Here is a 16857-nt window from a genome sequence, read left to right as displayed (position 1 = left end):
TTTGCAGGGCGCTCGCCGGGGCACCTGTCACGCCTGTTCCCGGCCGAGTGGCACCCACCCCGTGCCCCGGTGGTCGAGAACAGGTGAGCCGCACTGACCTACCGGCAACCCCGGGGGTCGGACCGACGGAGGAGCACACGTGACCGTGGAGAGCACTGCCGCGCGCACACCGCGACGCAGCGCCGGAAGCAAGGCCGGCACCACCGGCACCAAGCGCACCCGCACGACCGCCAAGAAGGACGCCGGTGCCGAGCCCCAGCTCGTGCAGCTGCTGACGCCCGAGGGCAAGCGCGTCAAGAACGCCGAGTACGACAAGTACGTCGCCGGCATCACCCCGGAAGAGCTCCGCGGCCTCTACCGCGACATGGTGCTCACCCGCCGCTTCGACGCCGAGGCCACCTCGCTGCAGCGCCAGGGCGAGCTGGGCCTGTGGGCGTCGCTGCTCGGCCAGGAGGCCGCCCAGATCGGGTCCGGCCGGGCCACCCGGGAGGACGACTACGTCTTCCCGACCTACCGCGAGCACGGCGTGGCCTGGTGCCGCGGCGTCGACCCGGCCAATCTGCTCGGCATGTTCCGCGGCGTGAACAACGGCGGCTGGGACCCCAACAGCAACAACTTCCAGCTCTACACGATCGTCATCGGCTCCCAGACGCTGCACGCCACCGGCTACGCGATGGGCGTCGCCAAGGACGGCGCCGACAGCGCGGTGATCGCGTACTTCGGTGACGGCGCCTCCAGCCAGGGTGACGTGGCCGAGTCGTTCACCTTCTCCGCGGTCTACAACGCCCCGGTCGTGTTCTTCTGCCAGAACAACCAGTGGGCCATCTCCGAGCCCACCGAGAAGCAGTCCCGCGTGCCGATCTACCAGCGCGCCCAGGGCTTCGGCTTCCCGGGCGTCCGGGTGGACGGCAACGACGTGCTCGGCGTCCTCGCGGTCACCCGCTGGGCCCTGGAGCGGGCCCGCAGCGGCGAGGGCCCCACCCTCGTCGAGGCGTTCACCTACCGCATGGGCGCCCACACCACCTCCGACGACCCGACCCGCTACCGGGGCGACGAGGAGCGCCAGGCCTGGGAGGCCAAGGACCCGATCCTGCGCCTTCGCCGGTATCTGGAGGCCTCAAACCACGCGGACGAGGGATTCTTCGCGGAACTGGAGGCCGAGTCCGAGGCGTTGGGCAAACGAGTGCGCGAGGCGGTCCGTGCCATGCCTGACCCGGACCACTTCGCGATCTTCGAGAACGCCTACGCGGACGGACACGCGCTCGTCGACGAGGAGCGCGCCCAGTTCGCCGCGTACCAGGCGTCGTTCGCCGACGAGGGGGGTAACTGAGATGGCCGACAAGATGGCACTGGCCAAGGCGATCAACGAGTCGCTGCGCCGAGCCCTGGACTCCGACCCCAAGGTCCTGATCATGGGCGAGGACGTCGGCAAGCTAGGCGGCGTCTTCCGCGTGACGGACGGCCTGCAGAAGGACTTCGGCGAGAGCCGCGTCATCGACACCCCCCTCGCCGAGTCGGGCATCGTCGGCACGGCGATCGGCCTGGCCCTGCGCGGCTACCGCCCGGTGGTGGAGATCCAGTTCGACGGTTTCGTCTTCCCGGCGTACGACCAGATCGTCACGCAGCTCGCGAAGATGCACGCCCGGTCGCTGGGCAAGGTCAAGCTCCCGGTCGTCGTGCGCATCCCGTACGGCGGCGGCATCGGCGCGGTGGAGCACCACTCCGAGTCGCCCGAGGCGCTCTTCGCACATGTGGCGGGCCTGAAGATCGTCAGCCCGTCGAACGCGTCGGACGCGTACTGGATGATGCAGCAGGCCATCCAGAGCGACGACCCGGTGATCTTCTTCGAACCCAAGCGCCGCTACTGGGACAAGGGCGAGGTCAACGCGGAGGCGATCCCTGGTCCGCTGCACAAGGCCCAGGTGGTCCGCGAGGGCACCGACCTCACCCTGGCCGCCTACGGTCCGATGGTGAAGCTCTGCCAGGAGGTCGCGGACGCGGCCGCCGAGGAGGGCAAGAACCTGGAGATCGTGGACCTGCGCTCGGTCTCCCCGCTCGACTTCGACTCGATCCAGGCGTCGGTGGAGAAGACGCGCCGCCTGGTCGTCGTGCACGAGGCGCCGGTGTTCTTCGGATCGGGCGCGGAGATCGCCGCCCGGATCACGGAGCGCTGCTTCTACCACCTGGAGGCCCCGGTGCTCCGGGTCGGCGGCTACCACGCCCCGTACCCGCCGGCCCGCCTGGAGGAGGAGTACCTGCCGAACCTGGACCGGGTACTGGACGCCGTCGACCGCTCGCTGGCGTACTGAGGAGAGGGTCGTGACGACGATGACGGAAGCGTCCGTGCGCGAGTTCAAGATGCCCGACGTGGGCGAGGGGCTCACCGAGGCCGAGATCCTCAAGTGGTACGTCCAGCCCGGTGACACGGTCACCGACGGCCAGGTGGTCTGCGAGGTCGAGACGGCGAAGGCGGCCGTCGAGCTGCCCATCCCGTACGACGGCGTGGTCCGGGACCTGCACTTCCCCGAGGGCACGACGGTCGACGTGGGCACCGCGATCATCGCGGTGGACGTGGGCGGTGGCGGCGCCGCACCCGCGGCCGCCGCCGAGCGGCCCGCGGCGGCCGAGCCCGCCGAGGAGCCGAAGACGGCGGGTTTGGGACGCCAGCCGGTCCTGGTGGGTTACGGGGTCGCGACCTCGTCCACCCGCCGCCGCCCCCGCAAGGGCCCGGAGGTCCCGGTCCAGCAGGCCTCACCGGCGGTCCAGACGGAGCTGAACGGCCACGCGCCGGCGGCACCGGCACCGGCCCCCGCCGCGACCGCCCCGGCGGGCACGGACCGCCCGCTGGCCAAGCCCCCGGTCCGCAAGCTGGCCAAGGACCTGGGCGTCGACCTGACGACGGTCGTCCCGACCGGCCCGGACGGCATCATCACCCGCGAGGACGTGCACGCGGCGGTGGCCGCCGCCGTCCCGGCGGTCTCCGAGCCGTCGGCCGCGTCCGCCCCGGCAGCGGTCCAGGCTCAGGCCTCCTACGACACCACGCGCGAGACCCGCACCCCGGTCAAGGGTGTCCGCAAGGCGACGGCGGCGGCGATGGTCGGCTCGGCGTTCACGGCGCCGCATGTCACGGAGTTCGTGACGGTCGACGTGACGCGCACGATGAAGCTGGTCGAGGAGCTGAAGGCGGACAAGGAGTTCACGGGCCTGCGCGTGAACCCCCTGCTGCTGATCGCCAAGGCGCTGCTCGTCGCGATCAGGCGCAACCCGGACGTCAACGCGTCCTGGGACGAGGCCGCCCAGGAGATCGTGGTCAAGCACTACGTGAACCTGGGCATCGCGGCCGCGACCCCGCGCGGCCTGATCGTGCCGAACATCAAGGACGCCCACGCCAAGACCCTGCCGCAGCTGGCCGAGTCACTGGGCGAGCTGGTGGCCACGGCCCGGGACGGCAAGACGTCCCCGGCGGCCATGCAGGGCGGCACGGTGACGATCACCAACGTCGGGGTCTTCGGCGTCGACACGGGTACGCCGATCCTCAACCCGGGCGAGTCCGCGATCCTCGCGGTCGGCGCGATCAAGCCGCAGCCATGGGTCCACAAGGGCAAGGTGAAGCCCCGTCAGGTCACCACCCTGGCCCTGTCGTTCGACCACCGCCTGGTCGACGGCGAGCTGGGCTCGAAGGTCCTGGCCGACGTGGCGGCGATCCTGGAGCAGCCGAAGCGCCTCATCACCTGGGCGTGAGCCGACTGCGGCGGCCCTCCGACCCACCGGGCGGGGGGCCGCCGGCGTCTGCCCGGGGTGAACCTGCGGTACTCCGAGGATCACAAGAGCCTCCTCGAATCCTCCCAAGTACCACACAGTAAGCGGTTTATACGGACATACGATCAACCTCACCACGAGATCGACCATTCGCCCGGCGTCCCGGGGGGAGCCCTGTTCCGGGCTGCGGCGGGCGCGGTCACTCCCTCGAAAGTGAGTGAACCCCCCCATGCGCGACGCGATGGTGCTCAAGGCCCAGAGATTCGTGAACTCCGTCTACGGCGGCCGTACCGGCACGACCGTCGAGGAGAGCGGCGAGGCCGACTGGGCGACCATGTACGCACTGACCCGTGCCCTGCAGTACGAGCTGGGCATCGCAGCCCTCTCCGACAGCTTCGGCCCCACCACGCTCAGCACCCTGACGGCGAAGTACCCCGAGCTCGACGCGGACACCGTCCCCTCGCCGGACTTCTGCCGCATCATCCAGGCCGGCCTCTCCTGCAAGGGCTACGACGGCGGCGACCTCGACGGCACCTACGGAACCCGGGTGCAGGCGGCCGTCACCCGGCTCAAGACCGACATGGGCATCGAACAGGCCTTCCCCGGCGGCGCCGTGACGCCCAAGGTCTTCAAGGCCCTGCTGACGATGGACTCCTACGTCCCCGGCACCTCCGGCACCGGACAGGTCAGGGCCGTCCAGCAGTGGCTCAACGCCCGCTACCTGAAGCGGCAGGACTTCTTTGTCATCGCCTGCGACGGGCTCGTCAGCCGGGACACCCTCAAGGCGCTGCTCTTCGGCGTGCAGTACGAACTGGGCATGGCGGACGGCACCGCCAACGGCAACTTCGGGCCCGGTACCCAGTCGGGCCTGAAGTCACACCCCGTCAAGCAGGGCGACAAGGGCGTCTTCGTCCAGCTGTTCTCCGCCGGGATGGTCCTCAACCGGCGGCCCGCGGCTCTCACCGACACCTTCGACTCCTCCCTTGCCGCCGCCGTCCGGGCGTTCCAGACCTTCGCGGCGCTCCCGGCCACGGGCGAGGGCGACTTCGCCACCTTCGCCTCCCTGCTGGCGTCCTTCGGTGATCAGTCCCGGTCCGCCAAGGCCTGCGACACGATCGCGAAGATCACCCCGGCCCGGGCGGCGTCGCTCAAGGCGGCCGGGATCACCTACGTCGGCCGCTATCTCACCAACCCGAGCGCGACCTCCCTGCCGGAGAAGGCCATCCAGCCGGGCGAGCTCGCCACCATCGCCCAGCAGGGGCTGCGCTGCTTCCCGATCTACCAGACCGTCAACAACGACGCCTCCGACTTCGACTACGTCGCCGGGCGGACCGCCGGATACGCGGCGGTCAACGCGGCCCGCGACCACGGATTCCGGCGGGGGACGAGGATCTTCTTCGCCGTCGACTTCGACGCGATCGACGCCGAGATCACGGCGAGCGTCCTGCCCCACTTCAAGGGCATCAAGGAGGCGATGACCGACTCCGGCCACCCGTACGAGATCGGCGTCTACGGCTCCCGCAACGTGTGCGCGCAGGTCGGCGCGACCGGCTACTCGACCGCGAGCTTCGTCGCCGGCATGTCCCCCGGTTTCGAGGGCAACGCCGGGCATCCGCTGCCCGCGGACTGGGCCTACGACCAGTTCGTCATCCGCACCCTCGGCTCCGGTGACGGGCAGCTGGAGATCGACGCCGACATCGCCTCGGGGCGGGACACCGGGCAGGGCGCGTTCGACCGGCCGCGGCCTCCCGTGGCGGACGTCGCCCTCGACGCGCGCCAGGTGCCCGCGCTGCGGGCCGACCTCTCGCGCTACATGCGGTCGATCGGCCGCCCGGACACCGGCGGCATCGGCAGCGACGCACGGCTCTACACCAACGCGCAGGCCGTCGAGGCGATCCAGGACCAGGACGGGCTGATCACCGAGCTGTCGACGACGTACACGATGCGCAAGGCGCTGATCCAGACGGCCGTCTACTGGGCCATGCGCGACTACGGTCTCACCGGCCAGTCCGCCGACCAGCAGGTGGCCGACCACCACGGCGCGGGCTCCGGCTCCGTCCGGGACTCGCACACCGGCATCGGCGAGATCAGCGCGAGCGACGCCATCCAGGCCTGGAACCACTGCATCGGCTGGGGCTTCGCCACCGGCGACCGCCGCGACCCGGCCAAGGACGCCGACCTGTGGGAGGTGTGGCAGCAGCTGAGCAAGGACAACGCGTTCAGTGTGCGCACCGCGGCCCTCCTCCACCTGTGGGGCACCCGGGGCAGGCCCGGCGGCAAACTGCCCCCCGGCGACCGCGTCACGACCCCGCGGTCCATGCGCCTCGACCTCGCCGAGTTCGAGATCACCGAACTCCTGCGCCGCTACCGGGCCTGGGACCCCGACGTGGAGTCCCAGACGCACCAGAGCCTGGCCGTCTACCAGATCTTCGAGAAGTACAACAGCATCGTCCGCAACGCCTGAGTGCGTGTGCGCAGAGAACTTCAGGAAGAGACCACTCCGTTGAAGCTCAACATCCCCCGCATCCCCCGCAGATCGTCGGGTTCCGGAGCCACTCACCGCCGCGGCCTGTCTCGCCGGACGCTGCTCGTCCGTATCGCAGCCGTCGGCGGTGCCGTGGGCGTCGCCGCCCTGCCCGTCTCCCACTTCCTGTCCGAGGCGTACGCCGACGCGAACCACCCCATACCGTCGCGCGTGCGGGACGCCCTGCGCAGCGCGCAGGACCGCACCCGGCGTGTGCTGGCCGGTACGCGCTCCCACAACGGCTGGGAGATGGAGAACGTCAGTGACGACGGCGGCACCGTCTACACCCGTCCTGTCCCCGGCACTCCGCTCAAGGGCGTCGCCGTGCGCATGGGCGATGTCGAGACCGTTCTGGTCCACCTGGTGCGCCGGTTCCACTACGAGGTCGATCCCCTGCGCCGGGGCGACGTCATCGGCTGGCACGAGCCCTCCGGGCTCGGCAAGGGCCGGCCGGAGTCCAACCTGGCGTCCGGCACGGCCGTGCGGATCCGGCCGGGCTTCTACCCGCGCGGAGCCCGGGGCGGCTTCTTCCCGCAGCAGGAGGTCGTGCTCCGTGACATCCTCGCCGAGCTCGACGGCACCGTCCGCTGGGGTGGCGACGACCCCAAGCCCGACGAGTCCCTGTTCTCCATCGACGTACGGCCCGGCGACCAGCGGCTGGCACAGGTCGCGGCGCGCATCCGCGGCTGGCAACTGGAGCCGGGGGCCGGGGCGGGCTCCGCGGTGAACGTGCTGTCGGGCGGCCGGCGCAAGGCGGCCCGGGCGCTGCGGCGCCGGCAGCGCAGCATGGTGTGACGACGATCGGCTGACTAAGGGGGCCCTGCCGCGGTGTGCGGCGGGGCCCCCTCGGTCGTTCTGCGTGAGTCCTACCTGGTGAAGCCGTAGTTGAGCAGCTTGGTCGCGTCCGACTTGCGGGCGGACAGGCCGGTCGAGGCGAGGACCGTGCCGATGACCGTCTTGCCGCTGCGGGTGGCGGCGAAGACCAGGCAGTACTTGGCCTCCGGGCCGGAACCGGTCTTCACGCCGATCGCGCCGCTGTAGCTGCCGAGCAGCGGGTTGGTGTTCTCCCACGGCGCCATCGTCCGCGTGCCGCCGGTCTTGGTGGTCGTCTTCGCCGTGTACTTCTTCGTCTTGACGACCGTGCGGAACGTGGAGTTCTTCATCGCCGCGCTGGCGAGCTTGGTCAGGTCGCGCGGCGTGGAGTAGTTCTTGCCCTTGCCGATGCCGTCGAACGAGTCGAAGTTGGTGTTCTTCAGACCCAGGCTCTTGGCGGTGGTGTTCATCTTGCCGATGAACGACTTCACGCGCGCCGCGCGCGTCGAGCCCGAGCCGAACTTGTCGGCGAGCGCGTACGCGGCGTCACAGCCGGACGGCAGCATCAGCCCGTAGAGCAGCTGGCGGACGGTGACCTTGTCGCCGACGATCAGCTTCGCGTTGGACGCGTAGTTGTTGTCGACGATGTAGTCGCTGTACGCCTTCTGGATCGTGACCTTGCTGTTCATGTTGAGGTTCGACTGCTTCAGCACCACCAGCGCCGTCATGATCTTGGTGGTCGAGCCGGTCGAGCGGCGTGTGTCGGCCGCCTTGGTGTAGAGCGACTTGCCGGTCGCGTTGTTCATCGCGTAGCCGCCCTTGGCGGCGATGGAGGGCGCAGAGGCGGCCTGCGCCGGAGCGACGGTGAGGGCACCGGTCGCGAGCATGGCGCCGGTGGTGACGGCGACGGCCGCTGCTCTGCGGAGGCGGGTGCCCTGAATGCCGGTTATCAAGTGAAGTACCCCGATTGCGTCGAATGCCCCAACGATGCGGCCGAGTTGAGGACGAGGGGAAAGGGGCCGCACGTGTCTGACTTGTAACTAGCACACGTGGTTGTGCCGTTGCCGAGGGGGACCCCCGCTTTGCCACAGATGTGTGACATACAAGTCCGCATTCTGGACGTATCTCTTCATGCGTCCCTGTTGTATCTATGCTGTCGCCATGACCTTGGCCGTGAAGCAACCGCCCGCCGCCGACCGCGTCTACGCCCATGTCAAACAGGGCGTCCTGGAGCGCCGCTACGAGGGCGGCACCCTCCTCACCGAGGGCGAGCTCGCCGAGGCCGTGGGGGTCTCCCGCACACCGGTCCGCGAGGCGCTGCTCCGGCTGGAGGCCGAGGGGCTGATCCGGCTCTACCCGAAGAAGGGCGCCCTCGTCCTGCCCGTCTCCGCGCAGGAGATCGCCGACGTCGTCGAGACGCGGCTGCTCGTCGAGGAGCACGCGGCGCGCAAGGCCGTGCCCGCGCCCGCCGGACTCATCGAGCGCCTGGAGGAGCTGCTGGCCCGGCAGAAGAAGCAGGCCGCCGCCGGAGACCTCGCCGGGGCCGCCGTCACCGACCGCTGCTTCCACGCCGAGATCGTCCGCAGCGGCGGCAACGAGATCCTCTCCCGCCTCTACGACCAGCTGCGCGACCGCCAGCTGCGGATGGGCGTCGCCGTCATGCACTCCCACCCCGACCGCATCGCCAAGACCCTCGCCGAGCACGAGGAGATCCTCGAAGCCCTGCGCTCCGGTGACGCCGAGGCCGCCGTCGGCCTCGTCCACCGGCACGTCGGCTGGTTCTCGCACCTGGCCCGGGGTGAGGTCCGGTGAGCGCCACCGGGATACCGGGCGACCCTCCCCCAGAGGGGGCACCCCCAGGCGGGCGCAAAGCACTGGCCGTCTGGGGCACGGGCGTCTCGGTCTACTTCGTCGCGGTCATCTTCCGCACGTCCCTCGGCGTGGCCGGCCTCGACGCCGCCGACCGCTTCCATGTGAACGCCTCCGCCCTCTCCACCTTCTCCATCCTCCAACTGCTGGTCTACGCGGGGATGCAGATCCCCGTCGGCCTGCTGGTCGACCGGCTCGGCACCAAGAAGGTGCTGGCGCTCGGCGCGGTGCTGTTCACGGCCGGGCAGCTGGGCTTCGCCTTCTCCCCCACGTACGGCACGGCGCTCGCCTCCCGCGCGCTGCTCGGCTGCGGTGACGCGCTGACGTTCATCAGCGTGCTGCGCCTGGGCAGCCGCTGGTTCCCGGCCGGCCGCGGGCCGCTGGTCGCCCAGTTCGCGGGACTGGTCGGCATGGCCGGCAACCTGGTCTCCACGCTCGTCCTGGCCCGGCTGCTGCACGGCATCGGCTGGACGGCGGCCTTCGCGGGCAGCGCGGTCGCCGGGGCCGTGGTGCTCGTCCTGGTGCTGCTGTTCCTCAAGGACCACCCGGAGGGCCACGAGCCGGATCCGCTCCCGCACCAGGGCGCGGCCTACGTACGGCGGCAGATCGCCGCCTCCTGGCGCGAGCCGGGGACGCGGCTCGGCCTGTGGGTGCACTTCACCACCCAGTTCCCGGCGATGGTGTTCCTGCTGCTGTGGGGCCTGCCCTTCCTCGTCGAGGCGCAAGGGCTGTCCCGGGCGGTGGCCGGTGAACTGCTCACCCTCGTCGTCCTGTCGAACATGGTGGTGGGCCTGGTCTACGGCCAGATCGTCGCCCGGCACCACGGGGCGCGGCTGCCGCTCGCGCTCGGCACGGTCGGCACGACGGCGGCCCTGTGGGCGGCGACCCTCGCCTACCCGGGGCCCCACGCCCCGATGTGGCTGCTGGTCGTGCTGTGCACGGTGCTCGGGGCGTGCGGACCCGCGTCGATGATCGGCTTCGACTTCGCCCGCCCGGCCAACCCGCCCGAACGGCAGGGCACCGCCTCCGGCATCACCAACATGGGCGGCTTCGTGGCCTCCATGACCACGCTGTTCGCGATCGGTGTGCTCCTCGACGCCACCGGCGACGACTACTCCCTGGCCTTCTCAGTGGTGTTCGTGCTCCAGGCGGCCGGGGTCTCCCAGATCCTGCGGCTGCGCGGGCGGGCGGCCCGGCGGGAGCGGGAGCGGCTGGTGGCCAGCCGGGTGGAGACGGTGCACGTGCCCGTGTAGGCCCTGTCGTCCGGATCAGCGGGCCGCCACCGGTACGAGGGTGAGATACGCGAGGCCGAGGACGCCGCGGTAGGTGAGCCACCTGGCGCGGTGCCGGTCGACGCGCTCGCGGGTCTGTGCCGCCAGGCGGTCATCGGGGTGCTCGGCGAGCCACACCTCGGTGTCCGCGAGGTACCCCGACTCGAACTCCTCCCACTCGTCGAGGCTCGCGGTCTCGGTCCACTCCGGCCGGAACCCCGCGTCGATCGCCATGCTGATGAGCGTCGCGAGGTCGGGGTGGTCCGTCGCGGCGGCGTCCGGCCACATGCGGGACAGCTCGTCGGGGGTGGGGGTGCGCTGCCAGAAGCCCTCGCCGAGCAGGACACGGCCGTGGTCGTCGACCAGGCGGCGCAGTTCCCCGAGCGCGTCGGGGAGCCGGTCGCCGAGGGCCTGGCTCGACCCCACACACAGGACGAGACCGGCGGGGCCGTGGGTGGTGCCGGTGGCGGACTCCTCCAGGAACCGGGCCCGAGACGCCAGTCCGCGGTCTCCGGCGGCCTTCCGCCCCCGTGCCAGGTCGTCGGCGTCCAGGTCGAGGCCCGTGCCGGTCGCCCCCGGCGCGGCGGCCAGGACACGGAGCATCAGCTCGCCCGAGCCGCAGCCGATGTCCAGGACCGTGGTGGGGCGGTGGCGGGTGAGGCGCCGGACGAGGGCGTCCGCCCGGGTCTCGGACAGCGGGCCGTGGAAGGTGAGACGGGTGCGGTGGGGAGGGGTGCTCATGGCCCGGACGGTACGGGTGGGGGTGGGGCGGCGGCATGTGGTTTTCGGGCCCTGGGCGTTGGCGCCGGGCCGTGCCCGACCAGGGCCGTGCCCGCCGACCAGGGTCGTGCCCGACCTGGGCCGTGCCCGGCGACCAGGGGCGCATCCGCCGACCAGGGTCGCGCCCGACCTGGGCCGCGTCTCGCGATCAGGGTCGCGCCCGGCGACCAGGGCCGTGCCCGCCGATCAGAGCCGTGCCCACCGATCAGGGGCCGCTCCGGGCGGCCAGGGGCGCTGCCCGGTGGTCGGAGTCCGCTGCCCGGCGGTGCGGGGTGCCTCCCGCGCAGGGACCCCCATCGCCCACACCGGCACGCGGGCCCGCAGCCGAGTGGGACTCCTGGGCTCCTACTGCGTCACCGTGAAGTTCCGCAGGATCGCCGCCGTCAGCTCCGGGTCGCCCTCCGTCTTCAGGCGGTCGGACACCGACTCCGGGGTCACGCGGCCGCAGGCCAGGCGGACGTACGTCTCCCAGTCGAGGGTGAGGGTCGCGGCGGGGCCGAGGGCCGGGGCCGTCTCCAGCGTGCCGCGGCCCTGGATGTCGACGCGGATCGTGCGCAGGAACTCGACGGGCCCGTGCACGTCGAAGACGATCGCCGAGCTGCGCTGAGCCTGCGCGTCCTCGGCCACCACACGCGGGAGTTCGCCGAGCAGCACGTCCCGGGCGACCAGCGCGCCGGGGGAGTCGAGGTTGCCGGGCCGGCCGAGGGCCGTGCGCAGGTCCTGCTCGTGCACCCACACGTCGAACGCGTGCCGCCGCATCGACTCCTCCAGGGTCAGCTCGCTGCCGAGCGGGCCGCGCACCTTGGCGCCCGGGTCACGCGACTCGTTCCGCAGCTGCCGGTTGCGGCGGATGATCACGTACTCCAGCTCGGAGGTCATCTCCGGCGCCGTGTGGTGGCGGCGGACGTCGACCTGCATCTCCATGTAGCGCTGGTGCTCGTTGGTGACGTGGAAGAGGTCGCGCGGCAGGCTGTGGATGGGGCGCGGGTCGCCGAGCATCTCGCAGTCCAGACCGATGACATGGGAGACCACGTCCCGCACCGACCACCCGGGGCACGGCGTCCGCCGGTTCCATTCGGCCTCCGCGAGCGGCTGGAGCAGCTCGGATATCGCTTCGATGGAATGGGTCCAGGCGTCGGCGTAGGGCTGGAGGGTGGGATGCAGACTCACGGAACGGGACCCCTCGGCGGTTCGGTCACGGGCAGGTGGTGGCGGCGTTGCCAGTGGGAGGTGGCGGCTGTCGGCGGGCGTCTCGCGAGCTAAGTTACGCTGCTGTGAGGCACCCCGGCAGTGCTTTCGTGTGACGATCGTAGGCCCGTGTGAACGGCTCGAATGCCAGGACGGTGGTAGTGTGCGCGCCTCTGTGATCCAGATCGCCGTGAACGAGGACGAATCGGTCGAAGCGCGCCGCCGACGCGTGGCGGGGACGGTCCGGGAGCAGGCCGGGGCCGACCTCGTCGTCCTGCCGGAGCTGTGGACCACGGGTGCCTTCGCCTACGAGGAGTTCGGGCGCGAGGCCGAGCCGCTCGAAGGGCCGACGTACGAGGCGATGGCGAAGGCCGCGAGCGAAGCGGGTGTGTGGCTGCACGCGGGTTCCATCCCGGAGCGGGACCCCGACGGGCCGCTCTACAACACCTCCCTGGTCTTCTCGCCCTCCGGTGACCTGGCCGCCGCCTACCGCAAGATCCACCGCTTCGGCTTCGACAAGGGCGAGGCCGTGCTGATGGGCGCGGGCTCCGAGCTGGTGACGGTGCGTCTGCCCGGGACGACCCTCGGCCTGTCCACCTGCTACGACCTCCGTTTCCCCGAGCTCTACCGCGGTCTCGTCGACGCCGGTGCCGAGACGCTCGTGGTGTCGGCGGGCTGGCCGGAGCGCCGCCGCTCCCACTGGACGCTGCTGGCCCAGGCGCGGGCCGTGGAGAACCAGTCGTTCGTCCTCGCCTGCGCAACGGCCGGTACGCACGCCGGAGTTCCCCAGGCCGGTCACTCGATCGTGGTCGACCCCTGGGGCGAGGTGCTGGCGCAGGCCGGAGCCGGCGAGGAGGTCCTCACGGTGGAGTTCGACCCGGGGAAGGTCGCGGCGACCCGGGAGCAGTTCCCGGCGCTGAAGGACCGGATGCTGGGACTCCAGCCGCCGCGCAGGCCCTGACCGGCGCTCTCAGTCCTCCCGCTCCTTCTCCGCCAGGTGGATCACGCACACCGCCACCGCGATGAGCAGCGCCGGGTCCGCGTCCTCCCGCACGACGTCCACGCCGTAGGTGTCCCGTACGGTCAGCCACCGCCGGGAGATCACCGCCAGCAGCTCACCGTCGTACTCGACGGCGAACTCCCGGTCGAGGATCTTGCCGCTGACGTCGAGCTCGTTGCCGTCGGCGAGGGACACCCGGTAGTGGTTGCGCAGCAGGGACAGCCGTTTCCTGCGGATGGTCGCCAGCGGCTCCCCGCTCCGCTGGAGCACCATGGTGTCGCGCAGGGCGAGCATCTTCTGGTGGATGTCGACGAGGACGCGCCCCTGGGTGTCCTTCAGCTCCCAGGTGTCCCGCAGCCGCAGGGCCTTGCCGTCGACGAGGAAGACCTTGCTGCCGTGGTCGTCCTCGATCCAGTAGTCGTCACCGAAACCGAGGAGCCGGTCGTACACGAGGAATCTCATGACACCAGGGCTTCCCCGCCGCCGCTCCCGAAACGCCGTCTGTAGGCCGACGGGCTGAGCCCGGTCACCTGCCGCAGCCGCGCCCGCAGGTTGGTGGCCGTACCGAGCCCGCTCCTGGACGCCACCACGTCCAGCCGCTCCTCACCCCGCTCGATGAGCCGGCAGGCCAGCGCCACCCTTTCCCCCGTCAGCCAGGCGAGCGGGGTCGTCCCGAGCTGGGCGCGGAAGCGGCGGTGCAGCGTGGCGGGACTGACACGCGCGCGTGCGGCCAGATCCGCCACCGACAGGGTCTCGCCCAGCCGCTCCTGCGCCCACGCCAGCAGCGGGGCCAGAGACTCGTCCCGCACCTGAGGGACCGGCCGTTCCACGAACTGCCGCTGCCCGCCGTCGCGGTGCGCGGCGAACACCAGCCGGCGGGAGACGTGATTGGCGATCTCCACGCCGTGGTCATGCCGCCAGATGTACAGCCCGAGGTCGAGCGCGGCGGCGCTGCCGGCGGCGGTGAGGAGATCGCCCTCGTCGACGAACAGTACGTCCGGTTCCAGCAGCACCCTCGGGTGCAGCCGGCGGAAGGAGTCCGCCCAGCGCCAGTGGGTCGCCGCCCTCCGCCCGTCCAGCAGGCCGGCCTCGGCGAGGGCGAAGGTGCCGGTGCAGAAGCTCACGACCCGGGCGCCACGCGCGTGTGCCAGCCGGATGGCGTCGAGGACGTCGGGGCCGCGCGGTACGACGTTGTCAGGCCGACCCGGCACGATCAGAGTGTCCGCCTCCGCCACGGTGTCCAGGCCGCGGACGCCGGTGAGAGTGAAGAAGCCGTGGTTCATCCGGATCTCCGGCGCGGGCGCGCAGAGCGTCACCTCGTACAACGGCTCGGACAGCCCCAGTTCGGGCCGCGGCAGCCCGAACAGTTCGGTGGCCACACCGACCTCGAAGGGGTTGGTGCCCTCGTCGACGATCACGGCGACCCGGTGCGGGCGCTGCGAGGATTCTTGCGACATGTGCGATTCCTAGCACTCGCACGACGTGCACGGCACCCCGCAGGATTCCCCCATGACTCAGGAACCCGTCTCCCTCGCCCAGGCCCTGGCCTCCTTCACCGACCGCTGGAGCCCCCGCATCGTCACCGCCGTGAACGACTACGACGTCCGCGTCGCCAAGGTGGAGGGCGAACACGTCTGGCACGTCCACGACCACACCGATGAGTTCTTCCTCGTCCTCGACGGTGAACTGCGCATCGCCCTGCGCGAGCCGGCCGGCGAGCGCTCGGTGGTACTGCCCCGGGGCAGCGTCTTCACGGTGCCGCGCGGCACCGAACACAAGCCGTCCGCTTCCGTCCCCACGGCGATCCTCATGTTCGAACCCACGGGCACCCTCACGGTCGGTGACCGCCACGAGAAGGTCCCGGCCCACGTGGACGCCACGACGGGCCATGCCCTGAGCTGATTCGGGGCAGCGGATGCGACGCGGCCCGGGGCGGACCTCGCTGTCCTACACCCCGTATCCGTCGCTGTAGCCGTCGCGGCGGTGGTGGTGCACTGCCGGGTCGTCGACGACCTGTGTCGTGGGGGGCACCACCACGCGTCGGCGCCTGGCGATGCTGCTGAACGTGGTGACGCCGATCAGTCCGACGATCATCAGAATGATGCCGACGAGGTCGAGGTTGACCCCCTGCATGTCCCAGTCGGTCGCGAACGTGAGGATGGCTCCCACGGCGATGAGGATGATGCATCCGCCGAGGCCCATGTGTGTCGCCTCCCTGTACGGTCCGGTCGTTCCGGTCCCGGAACACCGGGTACCCCCGAGGGGAACACCCATGCGGTGACGGGCCGTTCTACCTCTCGAGGAACGCGGTCAGCGCGCCCGCGAGGAGGAACGGGTCGTCGGCGCCGCACAGTTCGCGCACGCTGTGCATCGACAGGATGGCCACGCCGATGTCGACCGTCCTGATGCCGTGCCGTGCGGCGGTGATCGGGCCGATCGTGGTGCCGCAGGGCATGGAGTTGTTGGAGACGAACGACTGGAAGGGCACGTCGGCCGCCTCGCAGGCCGCCGTGAACTCGGCGCGGCCCGAACCGTCCGTGGCGTAGCGGTTGTTGACGTTCACCTTGAGGATCGGGCCGCCGTTGACGCGCGGGTGGTGCGTCGGGTCGTGCCGCTCCGCGTAGTTGGGGTGCACGGCGTGGCCCGTGTCGGAGGAGAGGCAGACCGTGCCGGCGAAGGCGCGGGCCCGGTCCTCGTAGGAGCCGCCGCGGGCGAAGACCGAGCGCTCCAGCACGTTGCCGAGCAGCGGCCCGTCCGCGCCCGTGTCCGACTGGGAGCCGTTCTCCTCGTGGTCGAAGGCGGCCAGGACCGGGATGGAGGCCGGCTGCCAGGCCGACGAGGCGACGGCTGCGAGCGCTGCCGTGCCGGCGTGCACGGACAGCAGGTTGTCCATGCGCGGGCCGGCCAGCAGCTCCTGGTCGCGGCCCAGGTAGGCGGGCGGTTCCACGGAGTGTGTCATCAGGTCCCAGCCGGTGACCTCGCCCGCGGGGATGCCGGCCGTCTCCTCCAGGAAGGCGATCAGGTCGCCGTCGCGGACGTCGCGGCCGAGGCCCCAGACCGGCTGCATGTGCCGCTGCTTGTCGAGCTTGAGGCCGTCGGCCGTCACCGAGCGGTCCAGGTGGATGGCGAGCTGCGGGACGCGCAGCAGCGGGCGGTCGACGTTGACCAGGCGCGTCGAGCCGTCGCGCAGGGTGAGACGGCCCGCGAGGCCCAGGTCGCGGTCCAGCCACGAGTTGAGCAGCGGTCCGCCGTAGATCTCCACGGCCACCTGGCGCCAGCCGTGCGCCCCGCTGTCGGGCAGCGGCTTGACGCGCAGGTTGGGCGAGTCGGTGTGGGCCCCGACGATCCGGAACGGCGTGTGCGGCGCCGCGCCCTCCGGCACGTGCCAGGCAACGATCGCCCCGCCGCGCAGCACGTACTTGCCGCCGAACGTCCCGTCCCAGGCGTCCGTCTCGGCGACCTGCCTGAAGCCCGCCTTCTCCAGCCGTTCGGCGGCTGTGGCCACGGCGTGGTACGGCGTGGGGCTCGCCGCAAGGAAGGTCATGAGGTCGTCGGTGTGGCCGCGGTCGAAGCGGGCTGCTTGGGTCATGGCTTCACCTTAACGACGGACGAGGACCCGTTCCCGGCGTAGGGGAACAGGCCCTCGAACAGGG

Annotated in this window: 16 protein-coding genes; 9 read left to right on the top strand and 7 right to left on the bottom strand. The window is 71.3% G+C overall.

The features are described 5' to 3' along the window. The first annotated feature begins 139 nt into the window (after nt 1-139). The 5 genes from pdhA (at nt 140) to ACFY9S_RS06495 (ending at nt 7078) form a co-directional block, all read left to right on the top strand. On the top strand, nt 140-1330 hold the full coding sequence (gene pdhA, locus ACFY9S_RS06515; protein WP_386498292.1) for a pyruvate dehydrogenase (acetyl-transferring) E1 component subunit alpha: 1191 nt from the start codon (nt 140-142) through the stop codon (nt 1328-1330). A gap of 1 nt (nt 1331) precedes the next feature. After that, a complete protein-coding gene (locus tag ACFY9S_RS06510) occupies nt 1332-2309 on the top strand; it encodes a transketolase C-terminal domain-containing protein (protein ID WP_391123715.1) in 978 nt (325 codons plus the stop codon). A 10-nt stretch (nt 2310-2319) separates the two neighbouring features. Further along, nucleotides 2320-3741 (top strand): 2-oxo acid dehydrogenase subunit E2, encoded by a 1422-nt coding sequence (locus ACFY9S_RS06505; RefSeq protein ID WP_391123713.1) that lies wholly within the window; start codon nt 2320-2322, stop codon nt 3739-3741. 247 nt (nt 3742-3988) lie between these two features. Then, the gene (locus tag ACFY9S_RS06500) at nt 3989-6223 is read left to right on the top strand and encodes a glycoside hydrolase domain-containing protein (protein WP_391123711.1); all 2235 of its coding nucleotides are present in this window, start codon (nt 3989-3991) and stop codon (nt 6221-6223) included. A gap of 39 nt (nt 6224-6262) precedes the next feature. Continuing rightward, nucleotides 6263-7078 carry a hypothetical protein gene (locus tag ACFY9S_RS06495; RefSeq protein ID WP_391123709.1) on the top strand — a complete coding sequence of 272 codons (816 nt, stop codon included), beginning with the start codon at nt 6263-6265 and terminating at the stop codon, nt 7076-7078. Nucleotides 7079-7149: 71 nt separating this feature from the next. Here ACFY9S_RS06495 and ACFY9S_RS06490 read toward each other — a convergent pair whose 3' ends face one another. After that, nucleotides 7150-8049: a serine hydrolase gene (locus ACFY9S_RS06490; RefSeq protein WP_391123707.1), complete on the bottom strand. Its 900-nt coding sequence runs from the start codon at nt 8047-8049 to the stop codon at nt 7150-7152. 208 nt (nt 8050-8257) lie between these two features. Between ACFY9S_RS06490 and ACFY9S_RS06485 the strand changes: the two genes are divergently transcribed. Together ACFY9S_RS06485 and ACFY9S_RS06480 are read left to right on the top strand one after the other, a co-directional pair. Beyond that, nucleotides 8258-8908: an FCD domain-containing protein gene (locus tag ACFY9S_RS06485; protein ID WP_391123705.1), complete on the top strand. Its 651-nt coding sequence runs from the start codon at nt 8258-8260 to the stop codon at nt 8906-8908. Then, on the top strand, nt 8905-10218 hold the full coding sequence (locus ACFY9S_RS06480) for an MFS transporter (protein WP_391123703.1): 1314 nt from the start codon (nt 8905-8907) through the stop codon (nt 10216-10218). The genes ACFY9S_RS06485 and ACFY9S_RS06480 overlap by 4 nt, the downstream gene beginning before the upstream one ends. Nucleotides 10219-10233: 15 nt before the next feature. On the opposite strand, the gene ACFY9S_RS06475 is transcribed toward ACFY9S_RS06480, so the two are convergent. Then, complete coding sequence (locus ACFY9S_RS06475) at nt 10234-10977, bottom strand: methyltransferase domain-containing protein (RefSeq protein ID WP_391123701.1); 744 nt, start codon at nt 10975-10977, stop codon at nt 10234-10236. 384 nt (nt 10978-11361) lie between these two features. Beyond that, a complete protein-coding gene (locus ACFY9S_RS06470; protein WP_102908439.1) occupies nt 11362-12186 on the bottom strand; it encodes a maleylpyruvate isomerase family mycothiol-dependent enzyme in 825 nt (274 codons plus the stop codon). 181 nt (nt 12187-12367) lie between these two features. On the opposite strand from ACFY9S_RS06470, the gene ACFY9S_RS06465 reads away from it, so the two are divergent. Then, nucleotides 12368-13165, top strand: a complete 798-nt coding sequence (locus tag ACFY9S_RS06465) for a carbon-nitrogen family hydrolase (RefSeq protein WP_102908440.1) — start codon at nt 12368-12370, stop codon at nt 13163-13165. Nucleotides 13166-13174: 9 nt separating this feature from the next. On the opposite strand, the gene ACFY9S_RS06460 is transcribed toward ACFY9S_RS06465, so the two are convergent. Both ACFY9S_RS06460 and ACFY9S_RS06455 read right to left on the bottom strand, forming a co-directional pair. Continuing rightward, nucleotides 13175-13666, bottom strand: coding sequence for an LURP-one-related family protein (locus ACFY9S_RS06460; protein WP_365250263.1), 492 nt, complete (start codon nt 13664-13666; stop codon nt 13175-13177). Continuing rightward, entirely contained in the window at nt 13663-14661 is a 999-nt protein-coding gene (locus ACFY9S_RS06455) for a helix-turn-helix domain-containing protein (RefSeq protein WP_391123699.1), read from the bottom strand. Before ACFY9S_RS06455 ends, ACFY9S_RS06460 begins: the two co-directional genes overlap by 4 nt. A gap of 52 nt (nt 14662-14713) precedes the next feature. Here ACFY9S_RS06455 and ACFY9S_RS06450 point away from each other — a divergent pair, with 52 nt between their 5' ends. Beyond that, entirely contained in the window at nt 14714-15106 is a 393-nt protein-coding gene (locus ACFY9S_RS06450; protein ID WP_391123697.1) for a cupin domain-containing protein, read from the top strand. Between the two features lie 45 nt (nt 15107-15151). On the opposite strand, the gene ACFY9S_RS06445 is transcribed toward ACFY9S_RS06450, so the two are convergent. Together ACFY9S_RS06445 and ACFY9S_RS06440 are read right to left on the bottom strand one after the other, a co-directional pair. Further along, entirely contained in the window at nt 15152-15406 is a 255-nt protein-coding gene (locus ACFY9S_RS06445; RefSeq protein WP_102908444.1) for a DUF6458 family protein, read from the bottom strand. A gap of 88 nt (nt 15407-15494) precedes the next feature. Next, entirely contained in the window at nt 15495-16793 is a 1299-nt protein-coding gene (locus ACFY9S_RS06440) for a M18 family aminopeptidase (protein WP_391123695.1), read from the bottom strand. Nucleotides 16794-16857: the final 64 nt, after the last annotated feature.

It is taken from the genome of Streptomyces sp. NPDC012474 (assembly GCF_042955185.1).
GTDB classification, from domain to species: domain Bacteria; phylum Actinomycetota; class Actinomycetes; order Streptomycetales; family Streptomycetaceae; genus Streptomyces; species Streptomyces cahuitamycinicus.
Note: the sequence above shows the minus strand (reverse complement) of the source record. Positions and strands in the feature narration are given on the sequence as shown.

Coding starts and splice junctions, on each gene's coding strand:
- ACFY9S_RS06475 (WP_391123701.1), bottom strand. CDS start 10,977: ATGAGCACCCCTCCCCACCGCACCCGTCTCACCTTCCACGGCCCGCTG.
- ACFY9S_RS06460 (WP_365250263.1), bottom strand. CDS start 13,666: ATGAGATTCCTCGTGTACGACCGGCTCCTCGGTTTCGGTGACGACTAC.
- ACFY9S_RS06440 (WP_391123695.1), bottom strand. CDS start 16,793: ATGACCCAAGCAGCCCGCTTCGACCGCGGCCACACCGACGACCTCATG.
- ACFY9S_RS06485 (WP_391123705.1), top strand. CDS start 8,258: ATGACCTTGGCCGTGAAGCAACCGCCCGCCGCCGACCGCGTCTACGCC.
- ACFY9S_RS06445 (WP_102908444.1), bottom strand. CDS start 15,406: ATGGGCCTCGGCGGATGCATCATCCTCATCGCCGTGGGAGCCATCCTC.
- ACFY9S_RS06450 (WP_391123697.1), top strand. CDS start 14,714: ATGACTCAGGAACCCGTCTCCCTCGCCCAGGCCCTGGCCTCCTTCACC.
- ACFY9S_RS06510 (WP_391123715.1), top strand. CDS start 1,332: ATGGCCGACAAGATGGCACTGGCCAAGGCGATCAACGAGTCGCTGCGC.
- ACFY9S_RS06455 (WP_391123699.1), bottom strand. CDS start 14,661: ATGTCGCAAGAATCCTCGCAGCGCCCGCACCGGGTCGCCGTGATCGTC.
- ACFY9S_RS06500 (WP_391123711.1), top strand. CDS start 3,989: ATGCGCGACGCGATGGTGCTCAAGGCCCAGAGATTCGTGAACTCCGTC.